The organism is Pedobacter aquatilis, from assembly GCF_032678425.1.
Lineage (GTDB): Bacteria > Bacteroidota > Bacteroidia > Sphingobacteriales > Sphingobacteriaceae > Pedobacter > Pedobacter aquatilis_B.
The window spans coordinates 90,799-109,382 of record NZ_JAVTSG010000007.1 but is presented as its reverse complement, the minus strand read 5'-3'; the positions used below and the strand labels follow the sequence as shown (position 1 = coordinate 109,382).

The window sequence follows — 18,584 nt, the reverse complement described above, 5'->3', positions numbered from 1 at the left end:
TAAAAATTAACCCGTTTTTCTTTTAATCAACCTTTTCGTCTGGAAACTCTTCTTTTAACAATGCAGTAACTTTATTAATTGTTACTTCAGTATTTCTTAAAGCCCCGGGTAGAGATGAACCATCTAAACCTTCTTTTCCTATAGTTTCAATATCACGAATTACTTTTTGCAGAGAGCTGATATTCAAATTATCGATACTTGGCTTTAATTTATGTGCAATTGCACCCATTTGCTGAAAATCGTTTTCATGGTAAGCATCAATCATTTCTTTTACCGATAATGGTGTTTGCTCGCAAAACATATCAACCATTTTCTTAACAAAAGCTTCACGCCCTTTACTAATTTGCCTTAGTGTAGACAAATCGTATAAAACTTGTTCTGTATCTTCTTCCATAACTTCATAATTTGTTTGGTTATTTTCTTCTTGTTTAATCCACTTATCTATAGTTTTTAAAAAGTCTTCTTCATTAATTGGCTTAGTGATGTAATCGTTCATCCCCATTGCTATGCATTTTTCCTTTTCGCCTTTAATTGCCGATGCGGTTAAAGCGATAATCGGAATATTGTTACCCATTTTACGGATTTTACGTGTAGTGTCATATCCATTCATCACCGGCATTTGAATATCCATCAATATCACATCAAAAGTTTCCTTTTCAATCATATCTAGCGCAACCTCTCCGTTTTCGGCAACCATAACGGTAGCACCATAATCTAAAAGCAAAATTGAAGCAACTAGCCTGTTTAAATCATTATCATCAGTTACCAAAACTTTTTTACCGATTAAGAAGTCTTCACTAAAAGTAGTTTCAGCTTTTTCTGGTACATCATCAGATTTACCTTTTTGAAATTCGATAACGAATGATATTGTTGTTCCTACACCTTTAACACTATCAACAAAAATTTCGCCACCCATTTGCTCAATTAACTCTTTACAAATGCTCATACCTAAACCAGTACCACCATATTTGCGACTAACCGATTCGTACTCCTGACTAAATTTTTCGAATAGATGTTTAACGAAAGAAGCTTCCATACCAATTCCTGTATCTACAACTGAGGTATGAATAACTTGCGAATTTGGCTTATCGGCAATAACTCTGCATATTAAATCAACCGAACCTTTCTCGGTAAACTTAACTGCATTAGTCATTAAATTTAATAATACCTGATTTAAGCGATAAGGATCTCCAATTAAAACCTTTGCAATATTACCATCAAAGTGGAAGTTATTTAGGTCTAAGCCCTTTTCTTCTCCTTTGTGGGTGATTACCTGCATTGCATTTTGCAACACATCGATTAAATTAAAGCCAATATTTTCGAGACTTAGCTTTCCTGCATCAATTTTTGAAAGGTCTAAAACATCGTTAATAATAACTAATAAATTTTTTGAGGCCGTGTGTATGGTTTCAAGATAAAATTCCTGTTGCGGCTCCAAATTAGTTTTAGCCAGCTGATTTGCCATACTCATAATGGCATTCATTGGCGTTCTAATCTCGTGGCTCATATTGGCCAAGAAAGTTTCTTTAGATTGTGCAGACTGCTCCGCCTCTACTCTGGCATCAACCAATTCTAATTCCTGATTCTTTTTATCGGTAATATCCAAGTGAATACCAATAGAACCTGCAAGCTCAGCCTTATCATTATATCTTGGTGCACCACTACTTAGCCACCATTTGGTATTCCCTTTTTTATCTTGAGTTTCTACTTCATAAGCATCGGCTAAACCTTTTTCAATGCTTTTCCATTTTTCTTTTTCGCTTTCTGATTTTCCGGCAGGTAAAAATAATTCGGATGCACTTTTACCAATTAACTCTGGCATGGCATAACCGCTCATATAACAAAAACTATTATTCGCGTAAGTTATATGTCCGGCGTTATCAATTTCGAGCAGGCCAAGTTTCATATTAGCCAAAATGCTTCGGTATTTTTCCTCATTAACCCTTAAAGATTCCTCAACACCTTTGCGTTCGGTAATATCCGACATAAAGCCTGTAAATACCTTCGCATTGTTGTCAGGGTCGGTGTAAGAATAAGAAGAGTGAACAGCATACCATCGGGCGCTTAAACCTGGTATCGTAATTTCAGTTTCATCATAAAATGATTCAAGCGTATTTCTACTATGCTGCTGCTTCTCATTAATTCTTTCCTGATCTTTAGGCGTTATGTACTTTAAATTCCAGAAATCATCAGCGGTAATTCCAAAAACACGTTCAATTGCCGGACTTATATATCGTAAGCCATCCGTACCATCTTCGCGGTACTCATACTCGTAAATTACACCAGGAATATTTTCTGAAAGCGATTTAAACTGTTTAACCCTTTGCTCAAGTTCTTGTTCTGTTCTTTTAATCGGCGTTATATCCGTATGCGTACCAACAACACGGAGTGGTCGGCCGTTTTCGTCTTTTTCGATAACAACACCACGGTCTAAAACCCACTTGATTTCGCCGTTTTTATGTAGAATACGATATTCTTCATTATGAGAATCAATTCTTCCGCGGCGATATTTTTTAAAATTATCAACCAAAAGGTGAAAATCATCTTTGTGCACCCTATCCCACCAATTCGATTCGCTTTCCTCTAACTCATTATCTGTGTAGCCCCAAAAATCGTTATTCGTTTTGGAGAAAAAAGTTTTACCAGTGATAAAGTCATGCTCCCAAACATTACCAATTTTTTCCAAAGCAAGCCTAAACCTGTTTTCAGATTCTTTTAGTAATTCTTGAGCAGCCTTTTCGACTGTAATATCTTCTATTAAAGCAAAAAAACCAGTCAAATTGCCATTTTGGTTATTTATCGGTTGCCCCTTAATACGAGCCCAATAAGGTTTTCCGGATTTTGCGTAATTGTAGATATCAGCGCTGAAGGATTCGCCTCTCGAAACTTGTTTATTTAGATAATCTAGAGTTGTTTGGCTCGTTGCTGGCCCGTGTAAAAGAAATTCGGGTTTCCTTCCAATGGCTTCATCAAAAGAATAACCTGTCATATTAGTAAAACTTTGGTTTACCCAGGTTATAATATCATTGCCATCTGTAATAATTACTGTATTCGTATTTACCTCGGCAATTTGCGATAAAATTAAAAGCTGTTCTCTTTGCTCTTTTGTAGTAAATTTAACCTCGTTGTCAACTGGCTTTGCTTCGCTAATAGAATTCCCAGTAAATAGCAGCAATTCGTTGCCATCAAAAAATTCTAAATAACCATTAATTATTTTATTAAGGTTGAATATCGATTTTACATTTAATAGCTGATCTGAGTAGAGTTTTAAATCTTCAAAATTTACTTCTTGCAGATTTTTATCATTAACGATAAAATTTTGAGTGAAAGATTGGCCTATAAGATTTTGATTTAAAGAGGTAAGACCGCTACCACATGCCTGTATAGTTAAATCTTTATTTATAAAAATATGATAAGGAAATAGCCTGTTGAGCTGATCTTTATTAAATGAAAAAAGGGATGAAATCATGCTTTTCAACAATTTTATTAGAGCGTTTTTAATAGGGTATTTTAATTAAAAAGTCAGGCAAAAACAAGGATGGTGGTTTTACCTCACAAAAAAATTAAAAGATTAAATATATGGCTTTAAAAACAAAAAAATTACCGCTGAAGCATTTTTTACATTCGAATTAATACTGAAAATATGGTTTTTAGGCTTTTGTCAAAAAAAACATAACAAACAAGCTAGAAATTACCCGATTAGTCTTGTTTTATTGGTTTTCATCAAAAAATTATTTCTGCAAAATATTTTGATTTGAAATTGATTGATATTTCATCAGGATTTCTTTATTATTGCACTATAACATCGCCCTATTATACCTAAAACTATAGTTACCTGAATACATAGCTTACAATCATTGTTTCAGATGTTTATAGCAATTTGAGTACTTTATTTATGATGATGTTCAATTAAACTTAATCAGAAATTAATAATTATAGAATAAAAATAAATTGCTCTATCTAAATTAAGCCGCCATTCTATTTACTTAAACAAGCATAGTTATAAGCTTTTACCATGTTTGCAGATTTTTGGCCTTAAAAAAAATCATTAATAACTAAAACCCTATACTCAGTATTTACGTATTAAACACTGAGGTTTTAAACTATACAATCTAAAAATGAGTTTATCAGGTTCCAGAACAATAAAAATATTAATCGTTGAAGATGACGTTTTTATGCAGGCAATACTGGAGGAAATTTTGAGTTCGGCATACGAAATTGAAACACGATCGAACGGAATGGATGCTTTGGCATTTATGCAAAATGGAAATATTCCAGATTTAATAATTGCCGATTTAAATACTCCAAAGCTTAATGGTTTAGAATTGATTGAACAGGTAAAAGTTAGCGATTTCTTTAATTCTGTTCCTATTTTAATACTTTCTGGCGAAGAAAGTTCTGATAAAAGAATAAAATGCCTTGATGCAGGCGCTGATGATTTTGTTGTTAAACCTTTTAATCCGGCCGAATTAGAAGCCAGAATTAGAGTGGTATTAAGAAGAATGGGTAAGTTGAGTGCATAATAATATGAGTGAAGGAATTTACGCTCCGCCTGGAAAACCAATAATTGCCTTAGTTGGCTTCGAAAGTGCTTTTGCCGATATGTTTGCAAATTGCGATTTTGGAGATAAAGAACTTATTCATTTCGATAATGGAATGAAAATGGCTTCGGCGTGGAACGACCAGAATTTAAATATTACTGCCATAATATCTTACAGTGAAATTATGGCACCTGCCGGATTAGCACTTGTAGAAACGCTAAAGAAAAAGGATTTACCAGTAGTTCCATTTTTTTTGGTGGTAAATTACTTCAATCCAAATTTAAGAAAATTAGCATTATCAGCCGGAATTTCTGATGTTTTCAGAGTACCATTGAAAGTACAAAGAATTGAGAAGCGTATCAATTTCTTGATGGATAATTGGAACGAACTTAAAGACAGTATTAAATCTGATGTTCCGCCAATTAAAAATATTGGTTTCGCAAAACGCGTATTCGATGTGTTTTTTGCAAGTATGGCGCTTTTCTTTCTATCGCCATTATTTTTAATTATTTATATTTTAATCAAGCTGGAATCTAAAGGACCAGTATTTTATTATTCGCTTAGGGCAGGTACAGGTTTTAAAGTTTTTAAATTCTATAAATTCCGTTCGATGTTTGTAAACGCAGACCAACGAATTAAAGATTTAAAACACTTGAACCAATATAATATAGATTCTGCTTCGAAAGTTGAAGAAAACACAACCGTTAGAGAGAGTTTGTGTAATCAGTGTGCAGCAGATGGCAAATGTCAGTACCCGCTTTATGCCGATAATATCCAATGGTGCGAAAAAGATTTCAAATACTCTAAGCAAGCCAGCTCTGGTTCTGCTTTTTTCAAGATAAAGAACGACCCAAGAATTACCAAGGTTGGAAATTTTATCAGAAATACAAGTATTGATGAACTTCCGCAGCTATGGAATGTAATTATTGGCGATATGAGTATTGTAGGAAACCGACCTCTGCCACTTTATGAAGCAGAAAAGCTTACAACCGATAAGTACGTGCTTCGCTTTGCTGCACCTGCGGGAATTACTGGATTATGGCAAGTAGAAAAACGTGGTAAAGGCGAAATGAGTGAAGACGAACGTTTAATGCTTGATAATACTTACGCACAGCAACAAAGTTTTAAAAATGATATTAAACTCATTTTTAAAACGATACCGGCACTATTCCAAAAAGAAAACGTTTAATTTATTCTTCCGTAGCGAGTTGCACATCAACAGCAACAAGCCCGCTATCTGTTAATTTGATATCAAATTTCACATCCACCCCTTTTATATTATAATAAAAGGTATCACCTAATGTAAAAGGAATTTCCTGTTCATTTTCGTCTGTAATTATTCCAGAACCATCATTATTAATAGATGTTATTTTGCCTCTTCTAAGCATTAGGGTTGATTGTGTGCGTTTTACAAATAATAAGTTAGCAATTATATGAAATTTTGTATAATTAATTCGTATAATTTAAAATACATCTAACAACTTATTTGAGTAAAAAAATAAAAAAGGCAGAATTAAAAAATCCTGCCTCAACCAAACCAACATTAAACTGAAAATTATTTCTTTGTCACCTTAAATTCTGTACGCCTGTTTTTGGCTCTACCTTCAGGGTTATCTTTACCATTTTTTAATTTGTTGGGAGCAATTGGGATACCCTCACCATATCCTTTTGATGACATACGACTCTCTGCAATATTCTTACTCACCAGATAATTTAAGCATGATTTCGCCCTTCTTTCTGATAAATCTTGATTGTATTCATCCGTTCCAATATCATCTGTGTGTGCCCCCAGTTCGATTTCCATTTCAGGATTATCTTCCATAATGGCAACTAAGGCATTCAACGTTTGTTGCGATGATGCCGTAAGTTCAGCACTGTTAAATTCGTAATAAATATTCTCCAGAACTATCGGAACATTAATTTTGAACGAATTGAGGCAATAATCGGCATACAGTAAAGTATCTGCTTTTGCGACTTCCTCGTAAGTGTAATTTTTATTCAACGCAAAATAGTTATCCTTAGAGATATGTAATTTAACGGGACGTCTGCTATCAATTTTAAATTCGTATTTACCCGCAGCATCAGTAAATACATGTTTCTCACTATCCGGGTCGGTCATTTTAACCAGTGCACCTCCGAGTGGTTGCTTTGTTTTACAATCAGTTATGATTCCACTAATGGAAATAAATTCTCTTTTTATCTCAAATATCTCCAAACAACAAGCCGATTCCCTATCAGAACTGATGTAACCCTTACTTCCATCGGCATTCGTTGCCGTAAAATAAACATCTTCTTTTGATGAATTGAAAGGGTATCCCATGTTTTCAGGCTTTGTCCAATGTACGAAATCGCCATCCGATTCAAAAAAATCGAAGCCACCAAAACCTACTCGCCCATCTGTACTGAAAAGCAATTTCTTTGTTTGGGTATTATAGTATGGTGCCTTTTCATCAGCCTCAGTATTAATTACCGGACCCAAATTTACAGGTTGCCCAACTGAGCCATCGGCTCGGATAGAAGCATACCATAAATCATACTTTCCAAATCCACCGCTTCTATCAGAAGAAAAAATTAAGAATTTACCGTCTGAAGTAACGAATGGTTGGGCAGAATTAAAATCCTTATCATTAACTTGTAAACCTAATGAAACCGGGTTTGACCATTTACCATCAATCTTTTTAGATTGATAAATGGCATATTTTTCCTTGTCTTTCCACGCTGTAAAGTAGGCTACCGAACCATCAGGATTAAAACTAATTGCGGCCGTTTCCATCTCTTTGGGTAAATTTAATTCGAGGGTTTTAACAGAGATTTCACTCGCCGTCAATTCATCTTTAGCGATATAAATATTGTTTATAAAAGGATTCGCTTTGGTGGTTACAACGGTTTCGCCTTTAATCGTTTTTATCACATCAGGCTTACCAGCAACTGAAATCGGTCTTGAAGATGTATAGAAAAAACCATCGCTAGTTTTTACAGCTGCATAGTTAGAACCTAAGCCGTTTACTTTTTCGGGCACTTTATTTATCTGTAACATTCGCGGATAACGCATTTCTATAATTGCATATTTACAGGATAAAATTTCCAGATTAGCCGCTTTTACCAAAACATCTGTTTTATGTTTAGCGATAAAGTGTTCAAAAGCGGTAATTGCCTGGGAAAATTTTTTATTTGCTCTTAAACTCTCAGCATAATAAAATAAAGCATTTTTATACTTAGGCTTATCAAAAGTACTTACCACAGCGTAATACTTTTCTGCTTCTGAAAAGTTGCGGTACAAACGGCTTGATTCTGCCAAATTGTATAAAGAGCCTTCATAATCTTCTATCACATTATCCTTAATGTTTTGCTTGTTATCTTTTGTATATGGAAGCACAATCTGGCTACTATCAGAAGTAATTTTTAATGCCTTTTTATAAAATGTTGAAGCTGCATAATAATCCTTATTTTGAAAATAAGCATCTGCAACTTTCTTATAGTTAACTACATACTGAGCATCAACACTTAAGCAGGTAAATAAAACAAGGAGAGGAATAATTAATTTTTTCATATTTTTCTTATAAACGAGGACAAAAGAAGTTCGGACCAATAATTCCGTTTCTGCCAATTAGTGAAATAGACAATTCTAAACCACCATTACTATTTGATGCACGTTGAAATGTAGACGTATTAATGTCATAACTCAAACCAAAAACCATATTTTTAAATTGCAAACCAACAAATGCAATTGCCGCATCTTTTATACGATAGTTTCCGCCGAAAAGAATGTTGGATTGATTATTAATCATTAATTGACCATAACCGCCCAAAGATATTTCGTGAGTATTTCCCTGATACATAACTAATGCATTAGGCACAACATCGAAAACTTCTGAGGCTCTTATCCTTGCACCGCCATGTGCTGTAAAACGAATTGGCGTACGTATACTGTTACCAGAAAAGCGTTCGATAGGGCGATTTAAGTGTGCCGCGCTAAAACCAGCAAATACATTAACGTTTTGATTAGGATTTCCATCGAAATACATTACACCTGCATTTATATCGGGAACAAATGAGGAAGTAGAAGCAAGTGTTTCATCATTAATTCCACCACTGAAGCCACCTAAAGGATCAAACTGACTACCAAAACGAGCCTTAGAGAGATCGAAACTTCGATTTACAAAACCTGCCTGCAAGCCAAAACTAATCATTTGTAAACCTTCAATTCCAAAGCGTAATCGGTAAGAACCCGAAACCAAGGCCGTTAGATAATTAAAATCTAATTCACCCGCCCTTTGATTTAAAATAGTTGCGCCAAATGCAAAATTTTTGGTTGGTGCAACATCAAATGATGCTCCGGCGGTTAAAAAATTACTCGAAATTGCGCCCCATTGTTCCTTAATATTTAGGGATGCTCGATAATCGCCATCAATAACACCAGTTAGTGCAGGATTTAACCAAAGTGGATAAGCATAATATTGCGAAAAATGTGGATCTGTCTGTGCATTTAACTTTGAAGTAAAAACACACAAAGTAAAAACGACAATATATAATTTAACTGATGAGAATATTTTCATGGTATCTGTATTTTATCTTTAATTATTTGGCTATCTGATTAATGTTACCGTTCCTTTTTTCATCACTTTGGTTCCATCCGTAGAAATGACCTCAATCATGTAAACGTAAACCCCACTTGGTTGCGGAACACCTCTGAAAGTTCCGTCCCACCCTGTCGTAGTAGAATCAACTTGAAAAATCAGCTGTCCCCACTGGGTATAAATATTCATTTTTACCGATGCTATGGTTGTTCCATAAACCAAGAATATGTCGTTTTTACCATCATTGTTTGGCGTAAAAGCGTTCGGAACGTAAACATCATTTCCTAATGGATTTGCAGCCTTAGCCGTTAATGCTGTAGAATTTGCACTGGTTTGACAAGCGATTTGTCCGGTTGCCCTAACCACAATTGTTACACTTTGGTCTGGCATTAAACCAGAAACAACGTGCCTATTGGCATTAGCGCCTTCTGATGGTTGCTGCCATGTAGTTCCATTGTTTAATGATATTTCATAACCGGTTGCACCTGTAACATTATTCCATTCAAAAATTACGCTGCTGCTTGTTGTACTTTCTACTCTAATTATTGGAGCAGATAGTACTGGAAGAACAGTAATTGTGATTGGTGTACGAGTAGCACTTGAACAACCCGAAGCATTCGTACTTTCTACATAAAATATTGTGGTAGCTGTAATTGCAGGAGTAGTTATTGTTGTTCCTTGACCAATTGAAGTACCACCAGAGCTTGCAGTAAACCAATTATAGGTTAAGGTTGGGTCAGGATTTGCAACACTTAAGGTTGCTGTACTGCCTGAACAAATTATATTACTAGCTGCAATTGCTTGCGCCGGAGCTAACGGAACCGGAAGCACCGTTACATTTACCTGTGTTCTCGTTGATGAAACGCATGTTCCTGAAACAGATTCTACATAAAAAATTGTGTTTGCTGTAAGTGCACCCGTATTAAAATTAGCTCCAGAACCTACAATACTTCCACCTGTAGGTACAGTATACCAGTTGTAAGTATAATTAGCCTGAACATTTGTAACGTTTAATGTTGCCGAGCTTCCTGAGCAAACATTAACTGCAGATGAGGCAACAGATGTTGTTCCAGGACGAGTATTCACAGTAACCGTAACCATTGTCCTGCCTGTAGCGTTAGCGCAACCTGCTGCGCCAACTGCCTGAACAAAATAGGTTGTATTAGTAGTAAGAACTGTTGTAGTGTACGATGTACCAGTAAATAAAAGATTACCTCCGGTTGCACTATTGTACCATTGGTAAGTTATCCCGCTTTGCGGATTTTGAACCGTTAAAGTTGTTGCATCACCAGCGCAGATGGTTGTACCTGCACTAGAAATTACTGGGCTTGCTGGAACAGGACTTATGGTAATGGCAATAACTCTCGCACTTCCCGCAGCATTTTCGCATTTATTATCGCCTTTAACTGTTACATAATAAGTTGCATTTGCATTTAATACAGGTGTTGTAAATATTGCACCTACAAAGGAAATATTTGTTAATGCCGCATCACTATACCAAGTAAATATAGGATTCGTAACCGTTGTACTGCTGGCCGTAAGAACGGTTGAAGTTCCTGCACAAACAGCTGTCGTTCCAGTTGCAATAATATCGGTTGTAGTTGCCAAAGGATTTACCGTTACGGTTACGGCTTTTGCATCTGCAGCGCTATTTTCACACTTATTGCTTCCTTTAACTGTAACATAGAATGTTGTTGTAGAGGTTACTGAAGTTAAGTTATAAGTTGGTCCGGTAAAAACAGGAATAGTTAAAGATGCATCGCTATACCAAGTAAATACAGGTTGTAAAACGGTCAAACTAGAAGCCATTAATGTTGTAGAATTACCCGAACAGATATTTGCATTATTTACGGTGATATCTGCTGCTGTAGCATAAGCTTTAACCGTAACAGTAACTACTGCCGCATTGCCTGTAGTGTTTTCACAGCTATTATCACCCTTAACAGTTACATAGTAAGTTGTGTTAGCGGTTAACGGCGCAGTTGTGAATGATGAGCCAACAAAAGCTACGCTTGTTAATGCTGCATCGTTATACCAGGTAAACACCGGGTTGGTTACAGTTGTAGATGATGCCGATAATGAAGCAGCAACATTGCTACAAATGCTGTTTGCACCAGTAATGTTAATATCAGCAGCTGTTGAAATACGATTAACTCTTACAGTTATTGCTCTCGCATCGGCAGGTGCATTTTCACATTTATTAGTTCCTTTTACCGTAACATAAAATGTAGTCTCGGCAGATAATAAAGCGGTATTAAATGTTGCCCCCGTAAATGCTACACTTGTTAAGGCTGCATCATTATACCAGGTAAACACCGGATTTAATACCGTTGTGCTGCTTGCTGTTAAACTTGCAGATGAACCCGAACAAATTGAGTTATTACCCGCAACATTTATGTCCGCAGCAGTTGAAGATGGATTGATAGTAATGTTTACTACGGCAGCATTTCCAACGCTATTTACGCAACGATTTGAACCACTTACCGTAACATAATAAGTTGTGGCAGCATTTATTTGTGGTGTAGTAAACGTGCTGCCAGTAGCTACTTGATTGGTTAACGCAGCATCACTATACCAGGTAAATATTGGATTTAAAACCGTAGTGCTACTTGCTGTTAACATCGTTATTCCGGCATTACAAAGTAATGTATTACCGGTAACTGTGATATCACTTGCCAATGCATTTTGATTTACCGTTACAGTTACCAATGTTCTTGTTGCATTTGCACAACCTGAAATTGAAGCAGCTTCAACATAGTAGCTGTAAACACCAGGCAATAAGCTTGTAGAAGTTGTGAAACTTGTACTATTGCTTACTAAAAGATTACCGCCAGTTGCAGCATCGTACCAATTATAAATTACGCCGGCAACAGGTTGTACATTAATTGTTGTTGAGTTATTTACACAAACACTAGCCGGATTTGCCGATGCAATAACCGGAACCACAGGCGGCGCTGTAATAGTCACAATAACTTCAACCTTTGGACTTTCACAACCGTTCGCATCCACAGCGCTTACCGAGAAAGTATGGTTTCCGATGGCTAAAGTTGCATCCGTTAAGAAAGTTGTGCCAGTAGTTTGGAATGTAGTTCCTTCGTACCATCTATAAGTTATATTTGGTTTTGGATTATTTACACTCAGCACAGCTGATGAACCAAAACATGCACTTGCCGTTGTAGAACTTACTTCAGGAGATGTTATGAGTCGACGGGCATAATTAAGATTTACAGAAGTTAGTGCACCTACTAATCCAGAATATAACCTAATTTCAGCACCGCTGAATTGTTTTGTTGGGATAAAACTTAAAGTAGCCTCGCTCCCATCTGAAACTAAATCCAATTGGATAAATTGGCTGCTTAAGTTCACTTCATCAGCATTGCTGGTTAAATTATTATAAGTGGTTAATGTAATACTTGGTAAAACCGAAGCACTTAATAAATTAACTGGCGAAGATATTTTAATACGAAGTGTATCACCAATATTTGATAATCCGCCAGTAAAACCAACTCTTTGATAAACATATGCGTTTGCTACACCTGCTGTAATAAATAAGGTAGAGGCTGAGTTTATATCGGTGTCAACCGCAGCGGCTGGATTTGAAACACCTGCACCAACTGTTATCCCAGAGATACCATCGGCTAATGCTACACTTGCAGTTCCGCATTCTGTTGTACCTGGCGTTGCCGGAATTACATTCACAACAACTGCAACCGGTGTCGAATTTCCACATACTCCTGTTTCATTTCTAACATAATATGTAGTGTTCGAAGTTAAAACTGGTGTAGTAAATACGTTTCCGGTAGCTACTGGAATTGTAAGGGTTGCATCGCTATACCAAGTTATAGTACTTCCAACAATTGATGATGTTGCTGTTAAAGTGGCGGTATTTCCTGCTACAATTGTTACGGAAGTTGGCGAAACTATTGGCGCATCTGGAGTAGTACCTGTTGTTATTGTTGCCGTAGCCCTAGCCGATACTGTACCGCAGCTATTTACCGCTTCTACAGTATAAGTTGTATTTGATGGCGATACGGTTAATGATGATCCGTCTGGACCAGCAGAAACATTACCAACAGTAAACCATCTGTAGGTTATGCCTGGTACTGGGTTTTTAACTTGTAATATAATCTGACCCGTAGTACAAGCATTAATGATTGGCGCTAATAATTCAGGAAGAACAGGAGGAGCAGAAATTGTAACATTTACGGCTGTTTTTGCACTTACGCAACCTGTTGAGGTAACAATCGCAACAAAATATTGTGCATCAGCGGTTAAGTTTGGCGTAGTGTATGAAACTCCATCCGCTAAAGTAGTTCCATTTACATCAAACCACCTGTAAACTAAACCTGTAACCGGATTTGCAACTTGTAAGGTTGCTGTAGCTCCAGAGCAAATGGCAACACTTGATGATGCAACTTCTGGTGCTTTTAAAGCACGTTGCATGTAATTTAAATTGATTGATGATAACGCACTTGCAACGCCAGAATTTATGCGCAACTCTGCACCATCAAAACTTGCTGTTGGTATTAAGGTAATTAATGCTTGAGTATTTCCACTTAAAAGCTGAACATTAAGCAAACTGTTGTTTAAACTAACTGCATCGTTATTTGATACCCCATTTAAGTATGTTGTAATTTGAACATTGCTCAATAAGCCTACTGATAATAATCTTCCAGGAGATGATATTAAAACTTTTAAAGTATCACCTGCTCTCGAAGCTCCAGGAAATGATAAATTCTGATAAACTGATGCACCTGTAATTCCTAAAGGCATTACTAAAGTTGATGCAGTTTGCGCATCGTTATCAATCGCAAGATTAGGATTGATAACACCTGCGCCGATAGCAATTCCAGAAACACCATTGCTTTGGGTAGAAGCGGCCTCGCATGGTACAATAACTGGTGTGCCTGGTCCACTTACGGTTATGGTAACTTGTACCCTGCTTGCAGATGGGCAACCACTTGCAGATATACTTTCTACGTAAAAACTTGTAGTTGCAGTAATTGGAGGCGTTACAAAAGTTGCGCCTGTAAATATCGGACTTGTTGCATTAGCACTATCATACCAATTAAAAGTTACGTTTGCATCCGTAGATGTTGCCGTAATGGTAGCAGTTTGACCTGATGGAACAGATAAAGAAGATGCAGCTACAACAGGAATTGCCGGAGTTGGATTAGCAGTAATAACAGCGGCTACTCTGCTACTGCTTACACAACTTCCATTGGCCGCTTCTAAATAATAAGTAATATTTGAAGTTAAAACTGGAGTTGTAAAAACGCTGCCTGTGAATATTGGCGTTCCACCTGTACTGGCCGCATACCAGTTATAAGTTAAGGTTGGATCAGGATTACTAACTGAAAGTGTTGCTGATGAACCTATGCAGGCATTCGCAATTGGTGCTAAAACCGGAGTGGTTATAGCTGGAACAACTGTTACCACAACTGGAATTCTTATCGGATTTGGGCAAGTGCCTCTACTTACTTCGATATAATATGTTGTAGTTGTGGTAAGTGCTGGTGTGGTAAATGTTTCACCGCTAGCCAAAAGTGTTCCGCCAGTTGGTGCATCGTACCAACGTAGTGTAGTACCAGCATTTGCAGTTGCCGATAAGTTAACAATTGCGCCCGAACAAACAGTTTGTGTGCCACTCGTTATTGTTGGCGATGGGTACACAATCGTTGCACCGTAAATATCCAGACTGGTTATTGCCGAAACTAAGCCGCCAAGCCTAACTTCAACTCTATCGAAAGCTCCCGTTGTTGGTAAAGTAGCTTGAAAACGACTTCCTCCTAAAAGAGATAATCTTAATAATGAAGAATTTAACGGATAACTATTTACAACAGTTGTGCCGTTCATCACGTTTACGGTAATGTTGCCTAAAAGCGATAAATCCAATAATCCAGTAGGTAAGCCTAAATCTAATCGTACGCTATCCGTTGCGGTACCTGCAGAATTAAATATTAACTGTTGATAGCCTGTAGATAGTGCACCAACCGCTAATGTTATTCTGGTAAAATTGCTTGGATTAGCATCCGTTGAATTTCCTGCACCAGTAATTCCGCATAAAATACAAATACCTGTAATACCCGAATTTTGAGTACCAGCAGCATTACAATCTGTATTTCCACCGCCAGTGATTACGGTTACGGTTACAGGAACACGAGTTAGGCTTGCACAACCACTTGCATTTACAGTTTCAACATAAAAAGTTGTGGTGGTAGTTAATGCAGGCGTGGTAAAGCTTGAGCCTGTTGCCAATGCAGTTCCGCCGGTTGGGGCAGCAAACCAACTTATTGTGTTCCCCGCATCTGCAGTGGCGCTCAAGGTAGTGGTTTGTCCTGCGTTAATAACTTGATTATTTGTAGTTACAACAGCCAGATTTGCATCTGGATTGATGGTTACATTTACGGCTGTTCTTGCGCTGATAGCAGTACCAGAAATAGCCTCTACATAAAAAGTTGTATTTGAAGTAAGTATAGGTGTGGTAAATACTCCGTTATTGTTCGTTACTAAAGGTGCATTTCCTGTTGATGCATACCAATTGTAAGTTACACCAGCCTGAAGATTACTAACATTCAAGGTAGCTGTGCTTCCGGCACATGCTGAAACACTAGCCACAATCGGCTGATTTACATTTACCAGGATACTGTAATCTGAATTTACAATATTACCCGTTGCATCTGTTGCAGTTAGGGAAACTACAAATGTTCCGCCAAGCGTTGGTGTACCAGAAATTTCTCTTGTCGACGTGTTAAAAGTTAATCCGGGAGGTAAATTTGAAGCGATATAACTGTATGGTGGTGTTCCTCCGGTAACTCCTGGTAAGGTTTGTGTCGGATAGCCAACGCCAACTGTTCCATTTGGTAACGAAGCTGTAGGTAAAGTTAATACGCCAATTACACTTATTGGGTAGGTATTATTTGCCGTATTGCCCTGTGAATCTGTTACTGTAACCGAAACAGCATAGTTACCTGCTTGTGTTGGTGTTCCGGTAATCTCCCTGGTAGTTGGATTAAATGTTAAACCCGGAGGCAATCCTGTGGCAACATAAGTATAAGTTCCAACACCGCCTGTAGCAGATGGAATAGTTTGTAAAGGATAACCTGAGCCAACTGTACCGCTAGCCAATGCCGCAGCTGGCAACACAAGCGGGTCGGTAACTACGATTGTATAATTAGTTGTAATGGTTCTACCTTCAGCATCGGTAACTGTAACTGGAACGGTGTAAGTCCCACTAACTGTTGGCGTACCAACAATTTCTCTTGTAGCAGGATTAAATGTTAAACCTGTTGGAAGACCAGTTGCAGAGTAAGTATATGGCCCTACCCCACCAGTTGCTGATGGGATGATTTGCGGAGTATAAACTCTTCCAGTTACCCCATTAGCTAAAGTAGCCGAAGGCAAAACCAGTGGATTAATAACCCTGATAACATATCCAGAGGTTACCGAATTACCATTTGCATCTGTAACCGTAACCGGAACAGTATAAGTACCAATTGTGGTCGGTGTACCTGTAATTTGACGGTTCGTTGGGTCGAAAGTTAAACCCAGAGGAAGATTAATTGCCGAGTAAACATACGGTTCTGTTCCACCTGTTGCCGCTGGTATAGTTTGTGGAGGATACAAAATTCCAGTTATACCATCTGGCAAATTTCCTGGCGTTAAAACCAATGATGCTGTGATAATTAAATTGTAAGTTGCGGTTGCCGTACATCCCTGAATATCGGTTACCAAAATCGAAAAGTTATAATTTCCCGAAGTAGTTGGTGTACCAGAAATTGTTCCATTCGCACCTAGGGATAAACCTGCTGGCAAGGTATTTCCACTTGCCAAAGCATAAGTAAATGTTGGTGTTCCGCCAGTAGCTAAATCAATTTGTTTGCTGTATTGAAATCCAACGGTTCCGTTTGATAATAATGTTGTATTAAATACAATCTGCGGATTAACGGTAATAGAAATCGGCACCCGAACAGACTCTTCTGTACAGTTAAGTCTTCTAGCGGCAACATAGTAGATTTTATTTGCCGTTAAAGCTGGAGTTGTAAAAATACCATTAAATGCGGTTGTGGCTAAAACCGTTCCGCCTTCAGGCACATCGTACCAACGTAAATCATTAGTATTTAAGGTTGTTGCAGATAAGCTTGCCGTTGCTCCAAAACAAGCATTTACAGCATTTGAACTTGGTGCGGTAAAGGTTGGTCTTGCAGCTGAACGTGTTAAGCCATAGATTAAAATAGTTTGTGTAAGGTTAACATTTAATAAGGATGATAACGTTACCTGAACCCTGTCGAATGCTACTCCTGGGGCAAAAGGAATAGTTATAGGCTGTCCACTACCCAAAGCATTTAACAAATCAACACTTAATACATTTCCAGCCGATTGACTAAAAACCTGATTATTTCCATTAAAGGCAGTTACAGTGAGCCTGCTTAAAACACCTGCATTAACCAAGTTACCCGAAGCCCCGATTCTTAAATTAATTTCATCACCTACGTTAGATGCAGTATTAAAATAAAAATTCTGACTGATAGAACCTGCAACACCTAAAGCCCCCAAACTCAACTCCGAATAATTATCGCGGTTGGCATCAATTGCAAAACTTGGGTTGGTAACACCTGCTTTCCCTAAACCTAATAAATCGAGCGTTAAGCCATTACCTTCAAAACCTGTTGCAAAAGTTTGTGCACAGGCATCAATACCAGAAGTGTAAAATGCGTGGTAAACCTTTGTATTGTTCAATGTACCCAATAAAAGCGCACTGGTAACATCCCTAACAAAAACTTTATTATAATCTTGAGTTGGTCTTATCGCAACATAAAAATATCCGTTTGCATCCCTTACCAAACGCAAGTTAGAACTAGTAAAACCATTAACAGTGCTGCCTGATAAAACTGTAACGCCACTCGAATTTCTTGCACCAACATCAATAGAATGATTACCTAAGGCAACTCCACCTACTACACTACTTAACAACCCGCCTAAATTCCCACCTAATAATTGGTTCAATAGTGTTGGGTCTGCATCAATTCTGATATAAGATGTTGTACCAGCAGGTAATGTGCTTGGAAACTGCAATTCAATCTCTCCAGCATATGCACCAATGCCAACAGCTAAACCGCCAGATGATTTTACCGTTGCAAAAGTTGTTTCATCAGCCGTTATGGCATTGTTTGGGTCATCAACAGTTGGTGTATTATAACACGGCGAAAGCCCGCAACCCAATAAACTCGACATTCCATTCGGCGAAACCGAACTGACAGAATTGGCATATACTTTAGTTTGAGCATACGATTTCAGAACCGATATCGTTATAAAAACAGCTACAAGAAAAATTTGGATAATAATGAGTTTCCCAAAGCTGGAAAAAAAAGTAGAGTTTTTCATCATATCAGGCGTTATTAGGTTTGATTTTTGTTTCTAGAGAATGAGCTTTTTTATCCCTCTATGGAGTGTTTCTTATTCTACT

The 18,584-nt window shown here is 37.5% G+C and carries 7 protein-coding genes; 2 read left to right on the top strand and 5 right to left on the bottom strand.

The annotated features are described in order from the left end of the window. Positions 1-22: 22 nt before the first annotated feature. Positions 23-3,469 (bottom strand): PAS domain S-box protein, encoded by a 3,447-nt coding sequence (locus tag R2Q16_RS18730; RefSeq protein WP_316739383.1) that lies wholly within the window; start codon positions 3,467-3,469, stop codon positions 23-25. Between the two features lie 649 nt (positions 3,470-4,118). Here R2Q16_RS18730 and R2Q16_RS18725 point away from each other — a divergent pair. Then, the gene (locus R2Q16_RS18725) at positions 4,119-4,523 is read left to right on the top strand and encodes a response regulator transcription factor (protein ID WP_316739382.1); all 405 of its coding nucleotides are present in this window, start codon (positions 4,119-4,121) and stop codon (positions 4,521-4,523) included. Between the two features lie 4 nt (positions 4,524-4,527). Next, positions 4,528-5,730 carry a sugar transferase gene (locus R2Q16_RS18720; RefSeq protein ID WP_316739381.1) on the top strand — a complete coding sequence of 401 codons (1,203 nt, stop codon included), beginning with the start codon at positions 4,528-4,530 and terminating at the stop codon, positions 5,728-5,730. 1 nt (position 5,731) lies between these two features. Here R2Q16_RS18720 and R2Q16_RS18715 read toward each other — a convergent pair whose 3' ends face one another. From R2Q16_RS18715 to R2Q16_RS18700, 4 genes are all read right to left on the bottom strand, one after another. Then, a complete protein-coding gene (locus R2Q16_RS18715; protein WP_316739380.1) occupies positions 5,732-5,929 on the bottom strand; it encodes a hypothetical protein in 198 nt (65 codons plus the stop codon). 167 nt (positions 5,930-6,096) lie between these two features. After that, a complete protein-coding gene (locus R2Q16_RS18710; RefSeq protein ID WP_316739379.1) occupies positions 6,097-8,091 on the bottom strand; it encodes an OmpA family protein in 1,995 nt (664 codons plus the stop codon). A gap of 7 nt (positions 8,092-8,098) precedes the next feature. After that, a complete protein-coding gene (locus tag R2Q16_RS18705; RefSeq protein WP_316739377.1) occupies positions 8,099-9,097 on the bottom strand; it encodes a PorP/SprF family type IX secretion system membrane protein in 999 nt (332 codons plus the stop codon). Between the two features lie 30 nt (positions 9,098-9,127). Next, a complete protein-coding gene (locus R2Q16_RS18700) occupies positions 9,128-18,505 on the bottom strand; it encodes a putative Ig domain-containing protein (protein ID WP_316739376.1) in 9,378 nt (3,125 codons plus the stop codon). Between the last annotated feature and the right edge of the window lie 79 nt (positions 18,506-18,584).